This window comes from Candidatus Nitrosocosmicus oleophilus, assembly GCF_000802205.1.
Taxonomy (GTDB): domain Archaea; phylum Thermoproteota; class Nitrososphaeria; order Nitrososphaerales; family Nitrososphaeraceae; genus Nitrosocosmicus; species Nitrosocosmicus oleophilus.
On record NZ_CP012850.1, the window covers coordinates 1,697,422 to 1,716,882 of the forward strand.

The 19,461-nt window shown below is 34.7% G+C and carries 18 protein-coding genes; 9 read left to right on the plus strand and 9 right to left on the minus strand.

The features are described 5' to 3' along the window. Window positions 1–52 precede the first annotated feature (52 nt). Window positions 53–928, plus strand: coding sequence for a hypothetical protein (locus NMY3_RS08215; RefSeq protein WP_196818420.1), 876 nt, complete (start codon window positions 53–55; stop codon window positions 926–928). A 47-nt stretch (window positions 929–975) separates the two neighbouring features. On the opposite strand, the gene NMY3_RS08220 is transcribed toward NMY3_RS08215, so the two are convergent. Genes NMY3_RS08220 through cobO form a run of 3 tightly spaced genes read right to left on the minus strand, consistent with a single transcriptional unit; the run spans window position 976 to window position 2,553 of the window. Then, window positions 976–1,149 carry an RNA-protein complex protein Nop10 gene (locus NMY3_RS08220; RefSeq protein ID WP_196818421.1) on the minus strand — a complete coding sequence of 58 codons (174 nt, stop codon included), beginning with the start codon at window positions 1,147–1,149 and terminating at the stop codon, window positions 976–978. Window positions 1,150–1,163: 14 nt separating this feature from the next. Continuing rightward, window positions 1,164–1,973: a translation initiation factor IF-2 subunit alpha gene (locus NMY3_RS08225; protein WP_231100399.1), complete on the minus strand. Its 810-nt coding sequence runs from the start codon at window positions 1,971–1,973 to the stop codon at window positions 1,164–1,166. A gap of 49 nt (window positions 1,974–2,022) precedes the next feature. Then, window positions 2,023–2,553: a cob(I)yrinic acid a,c-diamide adenosyltransferase gene (gene cobO / locus NMY3_RS08230; protein WP_231100400.1), complete on the minus strand. Its 531-nt coding sequence runs from the start codon at window positions 2,551–2,553 to the stop codon at window positions 2,023–2,025. Window positions 2,554–2,817: 264 nt separating this feature from the next. Here cobO and NMY3_RS08235 point away from each other — a divergent pair, with 264 nt between their 5' ends. Next, window positions 2,818–3,216 carry a pyridoxamine 5'-phosphate oxidase family protein gene (locus NMY3_RS08235; protein WP_196818423.1) on the plus strand — a complete coding sequence of 133 codons (399 nt, stop codon included), beginning with the start codon at window positions 2,818–2,820 and terminating at the stop codon, window positions 3,214–3,216. Window position 3,217: 1 nt separating this feature from the next. After that, window positions 3,218–3,703, plus strand: a complete 486-nt coding sequence (locus tag NMY3_RS08240) for a hypothetical protein (protein ID WP_196818424.1) — start codon at window positions 3,218–3,220, stop codon at window positions 3,701–3,703. Here NMY3_RS08240 and NMY3_RS08245 read toward each other — a convergent pair. Together NMY3_RS08245 and NMY3_RS08250 are read right to left on the minus strand one after the other, a co-directional pair. Next, window positions 3,696–4,823, minus strand: coding sequence for an NAD(P)-binding domain-containing protein (locus NMY3_RS08245; RefSeq protein WP_196818425.1), 1,128 nt, complete (start codon window positions 4,821–4,823; stop codon window positions 3,696–3,698). The genes NMY3_RS08240 and NMY3_RS08245 overlap by 8 nt on opposite strands. Before the next feature lie 123 nt (window positions 4,824–4,946). Then, complete coding sequence (locus NMY3_RS08250; RefSeq protein WP_320410466.1) at window positions 4,947–5,639, minus strand: hypothetical protein; 693 nt, start codon at window positions 5,637–5,639, stop codon at window positions 4,947–4,949. 58 nt (window positions 5,640–5,697) lie between these two features. Between NMY3_RS08250 and NMY3_RS08255 the strand changes: the two genes are divergently transcribed. The 6 genes from NMY3_RS08255 to NMY3_RS08280 all read left to right on the plus strand — a co-directional run bounded on the left by NMY3_RS08255 (window position 5,698) and on the right by NMY3_RS08280 (window position 11,187). Beyond that, window positions 5,698–5,964 (plus strand): LSM domain-containing protein, encoded by a 267-nt coding sequence (locus tag NMY3_RS08255; RefSeq protein WP_196818427.1) that lies wholly within the window; start codon window positions 5,698–5,700, stop codon window positions 5,962–5,964. A 39-nt stretch (window positions 5,965–6,003) separates the two neighbouring features. Beyond that, a complete protein-coding gene (metK, locus tag NMY3_RS08260; protein ID WP_196818428.1) occupies window positions 6,004–7,164 on the plus strand; it encodes a methionine adenosyltransferase in 1,161 nt (386 codons plus the stop codon). A 57-nt stretch (window positions 7,165–7,221) separates the two neighbouring features. Continuing rightward, window positions 7,222–8,403: a cobalt-precorrin-5B (C(1))-methyltransferase gene (locus tag NMY3_RS08265; protein ID WP_231100401.1), complete on the plus strand. Its 1,182-nt coding sequence runs from the start codon at window positions 7,222–7,224 to the stop codon at window positions 8,401–8,403. A 246-nt stretch (window positions 8,404–8,649) separates the two neighbouring features. Continuing rightward, complete coding sequence (locus NMY3_RS08270) at window positions 8,650–9,732, plus strand: cobalt-precorrin 5A hydrolase (protein ID WP_231100402.1); 1,083 nt, start codon at window positions 8,650–8,652, stop codon at window positions 9,730–9,732. A 35-nt stretch (window positions 9,733–9,767) separates the two neighbouring features. Continuing rightward, the gene (locus tag NMY3_RS08275) at window positions 9,768–10,490 is read left to right on the plus strand and encodes a sirohydrochlorin chelatase (protein WP_196818430.1); all 723 of its coding nucleotides are present in this window, start codon (window positions 9,768–9,770) and stop codon (window positions 10,488–10,490) included. Continuing rightward, window positions 10,477–11,187, plus strand: a complete 711-nt coding sequence (locus tag NMY3_RS08280) for a precorrin-8X methylmutase (protein ID WP_231100403.1) — start codon at window positions 10,477–10,479, stop codon at window positions 11,185–11,187. The genes NMY3_RS08275 and NMY3_RS08280 overlap by 14 nt, the downstream gene beginning before the upstream one ends. Before the next feature lie 81 nt (window positions 11,188–11,268). On the opposite strand, the gene NMY3_RS08285 is transcribed toward NMY3_RS08280, so the two are convergent. From NMY3_RS08285 to uvrB, 4 genes are all read right to left on the minus strand, one after another. Then, window positions 11,269–12,693: a cobyrinate a,c-diamide synthase gene (locus tag NMY3_RS08285; protein WP_196818431.1), complete on the minus strand. Its 1,425-nt coding sequence runs from the start codon at window positions 12,691–12,693 to the stop codon at window positions 11,269–11,271. Between the two features lie 139 nt (window positions 12,694–12,832). Then, window positions 12,833–14,536, minus strand: coding sequence for an excinuclease ABC subunit UvrC (uvrC, locus tag NMY3_RS08290; RefSeq protein WP_231100404.1), 1,704 nt, complete (start codon window positions 14,534–14,536; stop codon window positions 12,833–12,835). A 58-nt stretch (window positions 14,537–14,594) separates the two neighbouring features. Beyond that, the gene (gene uvrA, locus NMY3_RS08295) at window positions 14,595–17,486 is read right to left on the minus strand and encodes an excinuclease ABC subunit UvrA (protein WP_196818432.1); all 2,892 of its coding nucleotides are present in this window, start codon (window positions 17,484–17,486) and stop codon (window positions 14,595–14,597) included. Window positions 17,487–17,492: 6 nt separating this feature from the next. Next, window positions 17,493–19,451, minus strand: coding sequence for an excinuclease ABC subunit UvrB (gene uvrB / locus NMY3_RS08300; protein WP_196818433.1), 1,959 nt, complete (start codon window positions 19,449–19,451; stop codon window positions 17,493–17,495). Window positions 19,452–19,461: the final 10 nt, after the last annotated feature.

Consider the following 19,461-nt stretch of genomic DNA (forward strand, 5'->3'; position numbering starts at 1 on the left):
CGATCAATATTTTAGCAATATATTTATTTTATCACAGATTAACAGACTTGTTATGAATATTAACACTCCCCTTGACAGACTGACTCTTGTTTCCATATCATTTATGATCATCCCAATCTTTATTCTGGCATATTCGAGTCCCCAATGGACTTCAGAAATTTACATATATGGCCAAGAAACTAATTCTTCTAACAATGATGAATTTTTATTAAATATCAATCAAACTTATTTGTCTTTAATTCCTCTAATGATTGAGGAAGTTCAAAACACCAATGCTAGTGATATCCCTATCAAACAAATAATGGAGGCAACTCCTTCCAATGCAACAGCCCTCCAAGATATTGTCAAAAATAATTCTAATAAAGCAGCTCAAAACAAAGACAATGCTACTTTAAACAACAGCAATTCCTCTAGACCTCAGGATCTCATTCCAGTCGTTGTTAATATGACTCAAAACACCAATGCTAGTGATATCCCTATCAAAAATATAATTAATACTGTTCCTTCCAATGCAACAGCCCTCCAAGATATTGTCAAAAATAATTCTAATAAAGCAGCTCAAAACAAAGACAATGCTACTTTAAACAACAGCAATTCCTCTAGACCTCAGGATCTCATTCCAGTCGTTGTTAATATGACTCAAAACACCAATGCTAGTGATATCCCTATCAAAAATATAATTAATACTGTTCCTTCCAATGCAACAGCCCTCCAAGATATTGTCAAAAATAATTCTAATAAAGCAGCTCAAAACAAAGACAATGCTACTTTAAACAACAGCAATTCCTCTAGACCTCAGGATCTCATTCCAGTCGTTGTTAATATGACTCAAAACACCAATGCTAGTGAATTGGGATTCATGCGAATTATTAATGCATTGCCAGGATACGATAACTCTGAATCCAATAGTGAGAATTTCCTAAAATAATCTTACGTATGAGAATTTGAGATAATGACATAATAATATTATTATATTCATCCTTTTTCCGAATTGTCCACGTAGGCATCCATAATCCGATACCTTATATATTTGTCATCAAGGGAAAATTTTGGCGGGTGTGGGTCATTGGTTTCAGCCTTGCAAATAGGACATTTATCTTTCAACGTATATTGCTTGCACAATCTACAAATTCGAATCCGGTGCTTCATTGCTATTCAAGAAGTTAAATATTTGTATGGGTTTTCTTTGATTCTTCCCTAGTGAATCTAAAAGTTCCGGCATTTTTTTCTATATTAGTCTTTATTTTTTCTATAGCATGATTCAATGCTTTCTCGGCAATTTTGAAATTTTCTGCTGTGACTGTGATTCTGTATTTTGGGGCACCTATGTACGTAATGTCTATTTTAGAATTATTTTTGGATCCATCTACAGATCCTAAAATATTCTTTATTGTGTCGATCCCATCTCCCTTTCTTACAGTAATATCCAGTACTGCCCTAACTTCAATATGAGGAATCTGAATCTTCTTACTTTCTAGTTCTATTGCTTCAATCACTTCTGGTTTTAGATCAAGAGTAGATAATACTTCAGGTCCCTTGATGGCTACAGTTTCAAAAGCATCATAGATAAAATCATATTTCTGACTTATTTTTTCTTCAATCTCTTTAATACTACTTTGATCATAGCCAAGATTAGTCTTTATAACATCCATAAAATTTGCACCCTTTTCATCTTTTTTTACCTCCATGACTTTCGCTTTCTTTTCTTCGCCGGTAACCTGCTTTAGTGAAAGATCTACTTCTGACCTTGTGGGGTTAACTCTGATTACCTTGAGGACTGTTTTCTGCTTAGCCTTTACATACCGCTCTATATTTCTGATCCAGCCAGTAGCAATTTCTGAAATATGTAAAAACGCAGTAAGATTGTCATATTCGTCAAGGGTTACATAAGCTCCATGACCCGTAACTTCTTTGACTGTAACTATAACTATTTCTCCCAAATCGGGGAGTTTTTTGGTTTCTGAAATACTCACTATGTTTAAACCAATTTGTTAGATTAATTAATTTTGCTTTTATGAACCTCTAATAATCTATACCTTTTTTTGCCTTTACACCTTTTTTATACGGATGTTTGATTTCCCTCATTTCCGTAACCAGATCAGCAATCTGAAATATTTTGTCCGTCAACAGATTCCCAGTCAATATTACGGTTACCTCAGGCGGTTTTGAAGCTAAGAGTGAAATAATTTCTCCTTCTTCAATTAGCCCAAGCTTCAAAGCATAATTAATTTCGTCTAGTATAACAATGCTGTATTTTCCAGAGTCTATTTTCTCCTTAGCAATTGCCAAAGCATTTTTTGATGACTCTACATGCTCTATGAAATCATGATCATCATCAATTATACCCACAAATCCTTTTCCTGTTATTACTAATTCAAAATTTGGTTTTAGTCTATTTGAACTATATATTTCTCCGTAATTCCACTCTCCCTTTATGAATTGAATCATACAGACATTCAATTCGTATCCAATAGCTCTTAATGCTACACCTAAAGCTGCGGTGGTTTTACCTTTTCCATTGCCATAATACACAATAATTAATCCTTTGTCCACAGTCATCTCCCATATTGCTGATTCAAGTTTACTAGATCTCTCTATTTATTATGTTCATCCAACGCAAATAATAGCCAATGGGCCACAGTTTGGCAGGCTGTCCTATGTGTTTCACCATACTAATAATTAAGCTATTTTCAATTCATGTATTCTCATTTTGTACGTGGGTCAGTCATAGGCTTGAAGAATCAAATTCAAAAAGATTGACCGATCGCAATTAGTTTAAATTAACTCGACAGCTTTTAGTTTATATAACTATAGCCTATGTTCCAGTTAAGCCCAAATGAGATTAAATTTATAATAGAAAATGAGGTTTGTAGGTTAGCAACTTCTTTTAGAGATAAACCTCACGTAGTACCAGTTTCATACATCTACAAGGACAATTTTTTTTATGTTTCAACTGATTACAATACAAAAAAATTATTTAACATAGGGAAGAATCCTAAAGTCAGCTTGACTGTAGATATTTACAAACCAAGTTTGAATAAGGGGATCACCGTAAACGGCATAGTAAGAATAATTGAAAATGGTCAATTATACGACAGAATTTACCTGCTTTATTATGACAAGTTTGAGTGGGTTAGAAGTAATCCATGGAAAGAAGGGGAATCTCCTTTTTTAGAAATAAAACCATGTACTAAGGCTAGTTGGGGAATCAACTAATTTGAACATCAAATTTCAATTGGAACAAGCAGCCGGTGTAGTCTGTAAAGTTATGTATCCCATCCCTATTTCTTCGTTTAGTGGGAGAGGTACAGAGATTGCGGTTTGTACGCTTTCGAGTATAGCCCTTTTGAAGAAGATTTCTAACGATGATATTATGGATAAGCTTTTAATTATAGGCCGTTTATTTTCTGAAAACAAAGGAATCGATCAGCTAATTCATTATTGTACAACATCCCACACTATGAAATATTTGATTTTATGCGGAAAGGATACTAACGGTCATTACCCGGGGGATGCGTTGATTAATTTAATGCAATTTGGATTGGATGACCATCACAAAATAATAGGAACTAGGGCCCCATATCCATTCATTAGATGCCATCCAAACTTAGTTAACAAATTTAGGCAACAAATAAAACTTGTAGATATGCGCGGATGTCATAATTTGAATAAAATAATTGAGACTGTTAACAGTCTCAATTGATTTTCTTACTATAAAGCAGTTGGTTCGGTTCTACCTCTTGGGTTTTTTTGTCTTTAGTAATTGCTACAGAGCCCATACTCCCTTTTTTCTCTCTACTTTGGATATATTCTCTATAGTCCTCATCAATCTCCACGGCTGCTTGAAGTATCTTGCTTCTTATTGTGTTAGATGAATTGATAAACATCTTTGTATCTTTTGGAAGACAGTGACCTCCTATTCCATCTCTTGGTTCTAGTACTTCTACATTCCATTTTGTATTGAGTGATTCACGTAATTCTGAAAAACTAATGCTATTAGACTTACAATAAAGATAAAGCTCTTCTGCAAATGCTATTTGAAGATATCTATGAGCATTTTCTACTATTTTTGTTAGTTCTGCTACTTCAACTGATGATACTGGGTGCATTGGAATTGATAGAGTTTTTAGCCCTGTGGTTCTTGCCATTGATGTTGTTGTTGAGGGAATGGTTACACGACCATGATTTGTTGATTGTTGTTGTTGAAAATGTACATGGTTATTTGAATTGGTGGTAGCGTTTGTATTGCTGTTGTCTATTAGAGATGTTTCTGATAATTTATCATTAGCTGTTTCTGTTGTTTGAGGCACTACCTCACGTCCATCATAAAAGTTAAGACCATGTTGCAAACAGCAGTTGCTTACACCACCTACAATACGTAATTGATTAACACCGTGAACTTCTTCTTCTAATGCATACCATCTATGTGGTGCATGTACAACATGTAGTCTATGGTCTACTTTTTCAAATACTCTTTTTGATGTACCCTTTGGTATAGTACTTTCAATTGATATTAATGCACCTGCTTTAGCTTCTCTAGATATCTTTTCAACAACAGACATCAAACCATCTACTTGTGGTGTAAACATATCGTCTGGTCTATGTGTAGATACGCAAATAATTAGTACGTCAAAATCACCAAAGTTGGTTGCTTGTTTTATTCCATAATTGGCTTCAGCTGACTGCATGGTTTTTTGATTTATATCATATCCAAAAGTATCAAAACCATGTTCTTTAACATACTTTGCAACTGGAAGACCAAGCTGGCCAAGTCCTATAATAACTACTTTGTTGTAGTTGTTTTTATAATTATAATTATACATTGTTTTGGTTTCTTCTTTCAACTACTGTAAAAGAATACATAATGATTTCTTATGATTCTATCATTCTTTAAATCTATTACTTTTTACTATAATAATTTCCACTATGTTTTAAATCCAATAGCGTTAAGATCTGTCCAAGTTAATTATTAGTCTTGAATCGATTAGAAGTTTGGGATGAATAAATTCACATTCGATCGTATTTTGGTTTCTTTTTTTGATATTTGCTTTGATATGAACATACCTTATGACATCGTGATAAAAAAGTTCATAGTTTAGACTTTCAAAACTATTTTCCTCAAATTTCTCAATTAAGGTACTTGTAAAAACTATGGTAATATTTTTGACAATTGCAATCATAGCTATTTCTCTAATAAATCTTCTTACCTCTTGTCTAATGTCTTTATTCTGATTGTAAAGAAACAAGGGCATCATATCATCAAAAATTATGCAATCTATCTCTAATACCTTAATTTTCTTCAAAAGAAGGACTAGTTTATCTGCTTCATAGATTCTTTGATACGTTATCTTCTTCAAATATTTTTTTAGTTCCTCATCGTTAGCGTTTGCTATTTTTAGAAGATATTCTTTAATTAATTCGGGTCGAAAATTTCCCGATCCATCGAGATATAATGTCTTCTTATTTCTTATGCTATTTAATGAGCATATCAAATAAACCAAGTGGGTTCTTCCAGCACCTTTCTTACCAACCAACTCGATCAAAGTGCCTTTTTGGGCCAATCTGAGCAGGAGGCTATCTAATTTTGTTACTTCTGAATCTATGAGGTTAGATATTCTTTCATGGATAAAAATATTGATTTGTTAGGCATCATATCGTAGAGGAAGCTTTTTATTGTAGCCTAGGGTCTTTTCACAATTGAATAACAATATGGCCGCATCACCTTCACAACAACCTACTAAGAGACCATTAAATGTTTTACAGCGTTCTTTGAACAGAAAAGTTGCTGTAAGGTTAAAAAGCGAAATCGAATATAGAGGCAAAATGTCGAATGTAGATTCTTATATGAATCTTATTCTAGTTGATGCAGAAGAATTTGATGGATCTGATCTGTTAGCAAATTATGGTAAAGTCGTTATAAGAGGTAATAACGTGCTTTTCATTAAGTTAGAGAAAGAATTCTAATAATTAGTACAATTTCCGAATTCTTGATTAATGATAATAATGCAACCACGAAAATATATATTTACATCTGAAAGTGTAACAGAAGGACATCCTGATAAGATATGCGATAGAATTTCTGATTCTATTCTTGATTCATTTCTGAGTAATGATCCTGATGCTAGGGTAGCAGTAGAAACCATGACTACTACTGGAGTCGTCATAGTAGCAGGGGAGGTAACTTCTACACATAGGATGGATGTCCAGGATATTGTAAGAAATGAAATAAACGATATTGGTTATAATAAACCTGAATTTGGATTTGATGGAAATACTTGTTCGGTCTTAGTTTCACTTCATGAACAAAGCCCAGATATTTCTATTGGAGTTACATCAAATGAATTGAGAGAGCAGGGAGCAGGTGACCAAGGGCTCATGTTTGGGTTTGCGATAAACGAAACTCCGGAGTTTATGCCTTTGCCAATAATGCTTGCTCATAATTTATCATTGCGCTTGTCCGAAGTAAGGAAGAAAAAAGAATTGGATTGGGTTAGACCAGACGGAAAATCACAAGTTTCAATTTTGTATGAGGATAACAAACCAAAGTCGATTGATACTATTGTGTTGTCAACCCAGCATTCTCCTGAAATCTCTCAAGAACAAATTAATGAGGAAATTACTAAATTTGTAATAAGTCCCGTTTGCTCAGATTGGATTACTTCTGAAACGAAGGTATTTGTCAATCCTACAGGTAGATTTGTAATTGGGGGACCTCCCGGCGATACGGGATTGACAGGAAGAAAAATCATAGCTGATACCTATGGAGGGATGGGAAGGCATGGGGGAGGAGCCTTCTCAGGCAAAGACCCAACCAAAGTTGATAGATCTGCATGCTACATGGCCAGATACATATCTAAAAATATCGTGGCAGCAGAATTGGCTACTAAATGTGAAGTTCAAATTGCTTATGCAATAGGTGTAGCAAAACCCGTGTCAATTATGGTTGATACGTTTAAGACATCAAAGGTAGACGAAGAAAAAATAGAGGCTAAGGTTAAAGAACTATTCGATACTAGCCCAGCTGGGATCATTAGAACCCTTAATCTGAAAAGACCAATTTATAAAAAAACATCTGCATATGGACATTTTGGGCGAAGAGATGTTGACTTTAGTTGGGAAAAAACAGATAAAGCAGAGGCTTTGAAAAACCTACGTGTCAATTAAATAATCATAAGGATTTTTTTGATATGTTTGCATGGTAAGTATAATCGATGAATGGTTTTGAGCGAGTCGGATGAGAAAATTTCTAATGATTTGTCTATCGCGGAAAGTGAACAGGATCTTCCTTCAGAAGTTAGAGAGAAAAAACTAAGAGGCCAACTTAAAACTGGTTATACGACCGGAACCTCAGCTGCTGCTGCGTCCAAATCTGCACTTATTACATTCTTAACTGGAAAGAGTGTTGAAAAAGTACAGGTTACACTCCCAAAAGGTAAGGTGGTCCAACTCAAAGTTGCATGGACTAGAATGAATGAAAAGTCGATTACCTCTGCAGTGATTAAGGATGCTGGAGATGATCCTGATGTAACTCATGGTGCTGAAATTTGCTCGACCGTTGAATCTACGAGCAATAAGGGTGAAGTGAAAATCATTGGAGGAGCTGGGGTGGGTAAAGTCACCAAACCAGGCCTTGGATTGTTATTAGGAGATGCTGCAATAAATCCAATACCGATGAAAATGATAACCGAAGCTATACATGAAGTATTGAATCTTTACCCAGAAGTAATTAAAAAACAAGGCTTGAAAGTAATAATCTCTGTTCCAGGTGGGGAAGAAATAGCAAAAAAAACTGACAACCCTAGACTAGGTATACTTGGTGGGATTTCAATTCTGGGGACTACTGGCATAGTACTCCCATATTCAACTGCTTCCTTTGCTGCCGCAATAAGGCAGAGTTTGGATGTTGGAATAGCACTAAAAGCAGACACTTTTATTCTTACTACAGGAGGCAGAAGTGAGGATTTTTGTAAAGGCCTGTTCGGGGATACATACGTTGATCATTGTTATGTTCAAATGGGCGACTTTGCAGGTTATAGTGTAAAGCAATGCCATGACAAGAGAGTTAAAAGAGTGTTTATCGCGGGGTTCATCGGAAAATTAACAAAAATAGCAATGGGTGTCAAACAAACACATGTAAGAGGATCTCATGTTAATATGGAATTTATGGCAAAACTAGCAGAGACAGTCGGTGCTTCTGAAGAAGTTCTGAAACTAATCCTAGACGCCAATACTGCACGGCATGTTTCGGAAATAATTGACGCTCACAATATTAAAGGGTTTTATGATCTCATATGTAGCAATGCTGCTAGCCAGCTAAGCAACTATTCAAAAAACGAGTTATCTATAGAAGTCATTATGTTTGACTTTAAAGGATACGTCATTGGTAGATTCCCAAAGAATTAAAAGCACTAGTTTTCTGAAACAATATATTTAATCATGATATTTAAAATCCGTAAAAACAAAGTGGTGAAAAACTCTTGATTCATCACATTTCATATTTTCCCAAAGACTACATCTCTAACTTAAGTCCAGGTATGCTTTTTGTTCCAATAGACGTTATACACCATAATTTCAAATCCCAAGACGCAAACTTATAATAAAATAGTTAGTATAATAAAGTGGTAAAGTATAGGAGATTTATTTTAAGAATTGAATGAGGATATAAACAAAAAGAATATCGCTATTGTTGCTATAACTAAAAAAGGCATTGAAATCGCCAAGCGAATTCGAAATGCATTGAGCGAATCGGAAATCCAGGTACCAGAAAAATTTAGGGACTCGGATCCATCGATAATTTACTTCTCAGAATCCGTAACGAACCGGATAGAGCCTCTCTTTTATAAATACCATTCGTTAATTTGTATATTTTCATTAGGAGCAGTAATAAGGCTAATCTCGCCTCATCTAAAAGACAAAAAACATGATCCGGCTGTAATTGTAATAGATGATACTGCAAAATTTGTTATAAGCACACTGTCTGGGCATTTAGGTGGGGCCAACGAATTAACGCTCAAAGTGTCTGAGATCTTACATTCAATTCCAGTAATTACTACCGCAGCTGATGTGAACAAGACCATTGCGATCGATCTATTGGGAAAAAAATTCGGTTGGGTTATAGATAATTTTGAAAATGTAACAAAGGTCAGCGCCATGATGGTTAATGAAGAAAAAATTGGAGTTTATCAAGATACCGGAGAAAAGAATTGGTGGAACATGGATCAACTACCCAAGAATGTCGAGCTGGTCCCAATCATTACAGATTTGCTATCTGAAGAGTATAAGGGCTCCATAATTATTACGGATAAGATGGTTTCAAACAGATCATTGACTGCTAAATCAGTAGTATATAGACCAAAATCACTTTATGTAGGTATAGGGTTGCATTGGAATACCTCCAAGCAAACAATCCAACAGGGTATAATAAGAGTTCTTGAAGAAAATGGGTTGAGTACAAATAGTATAAAAGCGATTACATCCCTGGATAAAGGCAAACACGTAGTTGGATTAGATGAATATTGCACTGAAAATAATTTTCCTTTGCTCCTCTTTTCAAAAACTGAATTAAATAAGGTAGTAGTTCCAAACCCATCTGATTTGGTTGGAAAATATGAAGGAACCTCAAGCGTTTCCGAGGCCGCCTCATTAGCATCGTCGAAGGGTATTTTAATAGTACCTAAACAAAAATTTCCACCAGATTTGACTGTCGCAATAAGCAGGGAGAATTTTCAATGAAAAAAGCATTGTTAATTATAGATCGAGGAAGCAAAATGAAGGAAGTTCAGGAGGAGTTGCATGATACTTGTGATTTGATTAAGAATAAAACCGACTATTCTTACGTTGATTATTGCTTTCTCGAAGTTATTCCACCTTACATTGATGAAGGAATTAGAAAATGTATTGAGCAAGGCGTCGATTCCATAACTATTGTTCCCTACTTCTTATACCCTGGAATGAAACTTAAAGATGCTGTTACCAAAACTGCCTATATTATACACCAAGAAAATAAGAAAATGGTAATAACAAAACCATTGTCTTATCAACCTGTAATATCTGAAATAGTACTAAAACGAGTAAACTCACTGATCTTCGAAAAGGGAATCGATAGAGATAAAACGGACTTGTGCTTATTATTAATCGGCCATGGCAGTAGCGATAAACGTGCTAGAGAAGCTTTCCTATATACTGTTAGTAGCTTGAAAAAAACATATAAGGATGTTAAATTTTGTTTCCTCGAATTAGAACCACCAAATATTGAAGAAGGTATAAGGGAATGTTTAACTTCTAATCCCAATACAATAGTGGTAGTTCCATACTTTTTACATAAGGGGATCCATATACAAAAGGACATCTTGGTTGATTTAGCTAAGGCACAGGAAAAATATAGTTTTAAGAGCGTGTTCATATCTGGACATATTGGAGTAGACCCTTCAGTAATAGATCTGGTAATCACATTAGCTAAGGAGGCTGAAGTTAAGAGTGGAGTTTTCTGACGCTAAAACTGGCGATTACAGCATAGGTAATCCTCAATCTCGAGACATGTCAACTAGGGCTTTTGGAATTGAGAAACAGAGCTTTGACATAATAGAATCCGAGATCGGTAACCATGGTTATGTTGACAATGAATGGGCTGTGGTAAGACGAGTTATCCACGCTACAGCTGACTTTGATTTTGCAAGGAAAGACAGAATTATTTTCCATAAAAAAGCAATAGAATCTGCTTTCTTAGCTTTTGCAAAGAAATCTTTTGTCGTAACCGACGTTGAGATGGTATTACATGGAATAAATAAGAAATCATTATTGGATCTAAATTTGACTGGCATTTGTCTTATAAATGATCCTCAATTAAAAGAGATGTCAAAAAAATCCAACAAAACCAGATCTGAGCTTGCAATGCAGAAGGCTGCTGACAGGATAAACGGCGGTATTGTCGTCATCGGGAACGCGCCAACCGCGCTTTATGAATTACTTTCAATGATCGAGGAAAAAAAAACTTTACCATTACTCGTGATTGGAATCCCAGTTGGATTCGTTTCAGCCGTTGAATCTAAAATTGATTTGTCAAAAGTAGAAGTTCCTTATATTACAAATATAGGAAGAAAGGGTGGTAGTTCCGCAGCCTCATCTATTATTAATTCGCTGATGCTGTTGTATTTAACAAAAAGATCTAGATCTCAGACTAAGACATAATGATTATGTCAATTTTAGTTTAGACCTTTAAACCTTTAAATCGAAATTTGGTACTTGTCAATATCATAAAGTCTATTTGTATTATTTTCTTGAATACCGAACACAGCGTTCTACAAACCTATCTGAGAAAGTTGAATTCATAAAATGTGTATGCATATAAGATGCTATGCAGTCATGAACATAGAAACCGTCTCTCCCATCCATTATGCCTTTCCCCTTTTTTAAATCATAAATCAAATCTAGATCGTTCTTATTAATAACTACATTTGAATAATGAAATTCATGACCTCTCACCTTTCGTGTCCTTCCGAGATAAGTTTGATCATTATTTAATAAAGCCTCTGTATAACCTAGGGTAACTTTACCCGTCATCAATGTATCTGCATCAAATAATCCCACCATTTTGTACTTCTTCTTGTTGTTTTTATAGCCTGAAATTGTCTTTGTTAAGTACATTAATCCTCCGCATTCAGCATAAATTGGTATGTCCTTCTGTGCCAAATCCAAGATTGACCTCCGCATGCTAGAATTGTTTTGTAGTTTATCTGCAATTACTTCTGGAAATCCGCCACCTAATATTATACCTGTTGTATCTTCTGAGATACCAATATCATCTAGAGGACTGAAAAACTCTATTTTAGCCCTCTTGTGTAACATGTCCAGGTTATCTTGGTAGTAAAAATTAAAAGACTTATCTAATGCAACTAATATCTTTACTTTTGAATTATGTAACTTTTTAGATTCTTGATGTCTGGATTTTCTTTTTACCAAGTCCATTGAAAACTTTTCAAATTTTGATTTATCTAGATAATTTATTTTCTTAGCTATCTGAATAATCATTTCAAAATCCAGATGTTCAGCAACAATCTTGGAATTGTCTACGATACTGTTCTGTAATGTGGCACTTAGTTCCATGCGTGGAATCAAGCCTAGATGTCTTTCATAATAGATTAGTTTCTTATCATTAAATATTTTTCCTACAATAGGTATCTTAATTTTTGATTCAAACGCCTCAACAATATATCTCAAATGTCTTTCACTTGCAATGTTATTTAAGATCACTCCTGCAATCCTTATCTTGCGTTCAAATTTAATAAACCCCAGGGTAATTGCAGCTAATGATCGGGCTGCTTTTTTTGCATCCACAACTAAAAGAATCGGAAGGTCTAGGATCCTTGATACATGTGCAGTGCTTGCAAAATTGTTCTTCCCCGACATCCCGTCATATAACCCCATTACGCCTTCTAAAACCGTAATATCAGAGTCTATAGAATTTTTCAAATATGATTCCTTTAATCCGTTTATCCCCATTAGCCATACATCAAGATTTCTTGATCGGCGTTTTGAAATCATGTTGTGATAAGATGGATCAATATAATCGGGTCCAATCTTGAATGGCTGAACCTTATATCCTTTTTTCAAAAGCCCTTGAATTACAGCTGTTGATATTGTAGTTTTTCCAACCCCGCTACTGATTCCTGCTATAACAATTCCAGGGGTTTTCATGATAGGACGTTGTCATTAACTACTTAAAAATATTATTTCCACCAAGTTTTTTCGGTTTTCTAACTTGTATTAATAATATTCATTTAATAGGCGATGAGTACTTTTAAATGATTATTTATTCTGGTTAAAGTCATGTTACTTACGGGTTTAACATTTTTCTTCTTAAATATCTGTTATATGTTAAACCAAATCTATGTGATTCATCTCTTATGTGTTGCAAAATTTTTAAGGATTTCTTGTTTCTTGGAATTAGGATAGGCATGGCAGATGACGGAGTGTGGACTTCTTCATTCTCTTTGGCTAGAGAAATGCAGTCGATTTCTCCTATGCCTAACTTCTTCAATGTTGCAATTGCCGTGTTTAAGTGGCCTTTCCCACCATCAATTACAATCAAGTCGGGAAATCTATCAGTTCGTTTGTCCTCTGGAACATCTTCGCCAAATTTGTCGGATGAATATCTTCTCCTTATAATCTCTTCCATCATTAAAAAGTCATTTTGGTATGATACCTTTTTTATCTTGAATTTTCTATACCCTTGCTTTTCTGGGATACCATTCATGAATCGGGTACAAGCTCCCACAGCAAAATCATTTCCGAAGTTTGAAATATCAAAACAATCTATAATGTATGGTAATCTTTTCAATCCTAGTAATTTCTGCAGATCATCAAGTGCAGGTTCATGATTCTTTTCAATATATGTTAATAGATTGTTTAGTATCAGTTGCATGATATTAAACTTGTTTATATCATTGGATTTATATTGATGTTCCTCTAACAAGTAATTGGAATCTAGAGGAATTATTTTAACTTCTGCCCCCGTCATCTTGTACAAGACTTTTTGTAAATTTATTTCTTCTCCGATACTTTTACTAAGGTAGATGACATTTGGTACTTTCGCACTAGAATGATAGTATTGGCAAATAAAATTTTCTATCGAATTATCCCCTAACATATCAAACTGGTATTTTTTCATGTCATTGATGATCCCATTCTTGCTCACTAGTGTCATTACATGCATATTATTTTGGTTTTCATCTTCCAAGAATCCAATATATTCCTCAGATTTGTAACCTTCGATAGAATTATTTTCCATTTTTTGATGGTGTAACAAATTTTGCAGTCTGGTAAGAGTATCTCTGATAAAAATAGCTCTTTCATAATCTCGGTTATCAGAAGCAATCTTCATTTCTGTCTCAAGTTTTTTGTTAAAATTACCTAGGGCTTCGTTGTCATCTAATATTTTTTTTAAGGATACTATATTTTCCTTGTATTGCTCCTCGCTAATTTTATTAATACATGGTGCATCACAGTTTCCAATATGATACTCTAAACATTCTTTTTTAGGTAGTTTTGTACAGATTCTGATCTTAAACATTTTCCTCAGTAAACCGACAGACAGGTATCTCGAACTCCCTTTTACAAATGGACCTATTATCTCGCCTTTTGTACCTGTAAAATGTCCGTTTCTGTTTCTCCTTGTTACTAGTAACCTTGGAAATGTTTCATCTGTAATTTTCAGGTATGTGTATCTCTGTTGATCTTTGAGTTCAATATTAAAAATTGGTCTATGTTTTTTGATCAAATTTGATTCCAACAGGTATGCTTCAATTTCGTTATCTGTGATAATGTAATCTATGCTTTTGATTTTAGTTACAAGTACTCTAGTTTTCCAATTATTATCCTGCAAATTCTGAATGTTTTTGGAAAAATAACTTTTGATTCTTCTATCGAGATATTTTGCTTTGCCAATATAAATAATGTTTCCATTTTCATCCTTCATTATGTATACACCGGGATTATGCGGGTAAGGATATTTGATATGGTTGATCTCTTTTGATTTCAATTTAATTTTTTTTACCCTTGAAAAAGAACAATCCTTTCCTCCAATACCATATATCCATTCACCTGTTTTTCTTTACGACCAATTCTTTCTCACTTAATGTTCTCATCTTTTCCTTTAGATACTGTCCGGTGTAACTCGAGTTATTCTCTGAAATCTCTTCAGGAGTACCAGTTGCTATGATTTGTCCTCCTTTATTTCCGCCCTCAGGACCCAAATCGATAATCCAGTCAGCGGAGGCGATGATATCAAGATTATGTTCAATTACAATGATCGTATTTCCAAGTTCTCTTAACCTAAACAGTATTTTTAATAATTTCTTTACATCTGCAAAATGTAATCCTGTGGTAGGCTCATCCAAAATGTACATCGTGTTACCTGAATCCCTTTTTGATAGTTCGGTTGCTAATTTTATCCTTTGTGCTTCCCCTCCTGAAAGTGTAGTAGCAGCTTGACCTAGATGTAAATAACCCAAACCTACCTCATCCAACAGCTTTAACTTGTTTCGTATAGGGGTATTGTTTTTAAAGAACTCTAGCGCTTCTTCCACAGTCATATTTAGAACATCTGATATGTTTTTTCCTTTATATTTGACTGCCAAAGTTTCACTATTATATCGGCATCCTTTACATTGATCACATGTAATATATACATCGGGCAAGAATTGCATTTCTATTTTTCTAACCCCAGCTCCATCACACATATCGCATCTGCCTCCAGGCACATTGAATGAAAATCTACCCATCTTATATCCTCGCTCTTTTGATAATTGTGTTCTTGAAAACAAATCTCTTATGAAGGTAAAAGCATTTACATATGTAACAGCATTAGACCGTGGGGTTCTACCAATTGGAGATTGATCTATCCCTATAACTTTGTCAATCTGTTCTGTCCCCACAATACTCTGGTGCTTTCCGATTCTTGATTTGGATTTATAAAAATGATTGGTTAAATAGTTAAATAATATATCATTAACGAGTGTAGATTTACCAGATCCAGAAACACCTGTGACTACCGTAATTACACCTAATGGAAAAATGGGATTAATATCTTTAAGATTGTTCTCATTTGCACCAAAAACTTTGATAAATCGGTCTCCGATATTTTTGCGTTGAAGAGTTTCATTTACCACCGTTCTTCCAATTAAATAATCTGCGGTAAGAGAATCCTTACTTCTTAATATATCGTGAAGTTCTCCTTGCGCGACGACCTGTCCACCGTGTATTCCTGCCCTTGGGCCAATATCAACGATCCAGTCAGCATTTTTAATGACCTCCTCGTCATGCTCTACAACAATAACAGTGTTTCCAATTTCTCTCAATTTGAAGAGGGTGTTTATCAATAGCTTATTATCTCTTTGATGCAGTCCAATAGTTGGTTCGTCTAATACATATAGTACACCGGTCAAATTAGTTCCGATCTGGGTAGCTAATCTGATTCTTTGTGATTCGCCACCTGAGAGTGTACCTGCATTCCTATTCAGGTTCAAATAATTCAAACCAACATTTGATAGAAACTTTAACCTGCTATTTATCTCTTTTAATATTTGTTTTGAAATTATTAAATCATTATTATCGAGAGTAATGTTACTAAAGAATTCAATAGTTTTTTCTACAGGAAGGTTACAAATGTCCATAATCGATTTTCCACCTATCCTAACAGAGAGTACTTCTTTTTTCAACCTTTGACCACTGCATAGTTCACAGGGTTTTTCAATCATAAATTTTCTAATTTCTTCGCGTTTTGATTCCGAATCAGTTTCATTGAATATTCTTTGTAGATTGGAAATTACTCCTTCAAACCTACCCGAATACTCCCATGAACTATCACTCGACCTTGATGTATAATTATACTTTATCTTTGAATCTGTTCCATTTAGGATAACATTAATTTGTTCTTTGGTCATTCTGTCAATTGGAGTATTGAGGTTAAAACCGAATCTTTTACCCACGTCCTTTAGCATTGAGGTCCTAAAACTTGCAAAATGGCCCGCTGACCATGGTTTAATTGCACCATCTAAGATCGTTTTGGTCTTGTCGGGTATGATCAAGTCAACATCAAACTCTGTTTCAACTCCCAATCCATGGCAACTTGGGCAAGCGCCAAATGGAGAATTGAAGGAAAAAAATCTAGGTTCCATTTCTCCAATACTTATATTACAGAGAGGACATGAATTTCTTTGAGAAAATAAATATTCTTTCCCGTTGATCAAAGCCATGACGATACCGCCACCTTTTTCAATTGCGTTTTGTACTGCTTCGAAAACTCTATCTTTTTCTTCCAATGTTTTGTTATTCGATATTCTGTCGATAACAATCTCAATTGAATGCCTTAAATGTTTCTCCTTTGCCGAAATGATATCTAATTGCTTGCTATTAGCAATATCTATTATTTCCTTATCTACTCTGATCCGAGAATAGCCTTGTTCCTTTAGAGCTTCCATGGTCTTCTCGTATGTCCCTTTTTTTTCTCTAACAATAGGAGCCAAAACTAATAACATTCCATCAGGGATGTTACTATTAGTAAGATCAAGTATTGACGTAACTATCGACTCTACGGATTGGTAGGATATTTCTGTTCCGCATTTGGGACAATAAGGGATCCCAATTTTTGAAAACAACAATCTAAGGTAGTCATAAATCTCGGTAATTGTTCCAACGGTCGAGCGTGGATTTTTGTTGGTTGTTTTCTGTTGAATTGCTATTGCTGGCGACAGCCCATCGATCACATCTACATCAGGTTTGTCCATGATTTGCAAGAACTGTCTTGCATATGCCGATAGTGATTCTACGTATCTCCTCTGTCCCTCAGCGAAAATGGTATCAAACGCTAAGGTAGATTTCCCAGAACCGGACAAGCCTGTAATAACTACTAATTTATTCTTTGGAATTTCTAAGTTAAGATTTTTTAGATTGTGTTCCTTTGCTCCCTTAATTACAATTTTATTTTCCATTTTGGCTTAACTAGATTTCAGTTTTAACAAAATTTCATTTACCTTTTTGAGATGTTGTCTGTGTTCAATTGCTTTTTCAAACTCCAATTCCTCTGCAAATTTGTTCATCTGAGTCTCTATTTTGGTCGATAACTCTATTAAATCATTTCTAGTCATTGCTTTCAAATTAACCTCCAAGTTTGAGATATTTGAATTCTTTTGAGGGATCGGTTTTGTGATACTTTTAGGCTCAATTTTGTTTTCTAGATTAAATTCAATCTGTTTTTTGCGCCTTCTATTAGTTTCTATTACAGCTTCCTTTATGGATTTGGTCACCGAATTTGAATACATGATTACCTTCCCATCAATGTTCCTAGCAGCCCTTCCAAAGGTTTGAATAAGACTAGTATAATTTCTTAAGAACCCTTCTTTGTCAGCATCCAAAATAGCCACAAGCGAAACTTCAGGCAAGTCTAATCCTTCTCTTAACAGATTTATCCCAACTAACACATCAAACTCTCCTATCCTAAGCTGTCTAAGTAATTCAGTCCGTTCCAGCCCACTAATTTCCGAATGAATATACCTTACCTTAATCCCGTTTCTAGAGAGGTAGTCTGCCATATCTTCGGCCATCTTCTTAGTCAATGTCGTCACTAACGTTCTCTGCTTCTTTGAGACCCTTTCTTGAATCTGATAGATTAGATCTGAAATCTGACCTTGGGTTTTTTTTATTTCTATTTGAGGATCGACTAATCCTGTTGGCCTAACTAATTGCTCAACAAGATTATCATGGTTATTTATCTCATATTTTCCGGGCGTTGCGGATACATATATTACATGATTAAGATATTTTTCAAACTCTTCAAACTTTAGAGGTCGGTTATCAAATGCACTTGGTAATCGGAACCCATAATCTATCAATGTTTTTTTCCTTGAATAATCTCCTTTGTACATTCCCATAATTTGAGGTAAAGTTACATGAGATTCATCTATGACTAACAGGAAATCTTTATCAAAAAAATCTAATAGACAATAAGCCGGTTGACCCCTCTTTCTCCCATCAAAGTGCCTTGAATAATTCTCTATTCCGCTGCAATATCCTAGTTCCGATAGCATTTCGAGATCATAATTTGTCCTAGATAGCAACCTTTGCCTTTCAAGTTCGGAGGGCAATTTGGGGTACCATTCTTCCAATTCTTTCTTTATTGATACGAGTGCCCTTTTCTGACTATCTTGATCTACAATATAGTGTTTGGCAGGAAAAATGATTATCGAATCTAATTCTTTTTTTATATCTTTAGTCAGTTTATCGATCATTGTAATTTTTTCTATATGATGTCCGAAAAGACTAATCCTTATTATATCATCAGAATATCCTGGAATAATATCTATTATGTCTCCTTTGGTACTAAAAGATCCGCTTGTCAAATTCATATCATTTCTTTCATATCTTATTTTTATTAAATTCCTGATAATACTTCTTCTATCTATCTCCATCTCCTTCTTAAGTGTAAGAGATTGCTCTCTCCATTCATGGGGTGAACCCAATGAATAGATACATGAAACAGTGGCGATGATAATTGTCGGTTCCCCTGACAATAACATTGATGTTGATTCGAGACGCATTTGTTCGATTTTTTCATTTATTTCAGTATCCTTTTCTATATAGGTATCAGTTTGAGGCAAATAACTTTCTGGTTGGTAATAATCATAAAAGCTCACAAAGTACCCTACATTGTTATTTGGGAAAAATTCCTTAAACTCAGTATATAGTTGAGCGGACAAAGTTTTGTTGTGTGATATTACCAATGTATTTTTATTGTATTTGGCTATTACATTGGCAACTGTATACGTTTTACCACTGCCAGTAACTCCTAGAAGTATCTGTCTTTTTTTCTTTTTTTCTAATCCATCTATCAATCCTCTAATTGCATTTGGCTGATCTCCACTGGGCACTAGATTGTTTGATAATTGAAAATTGCCCAAGACTTACTAC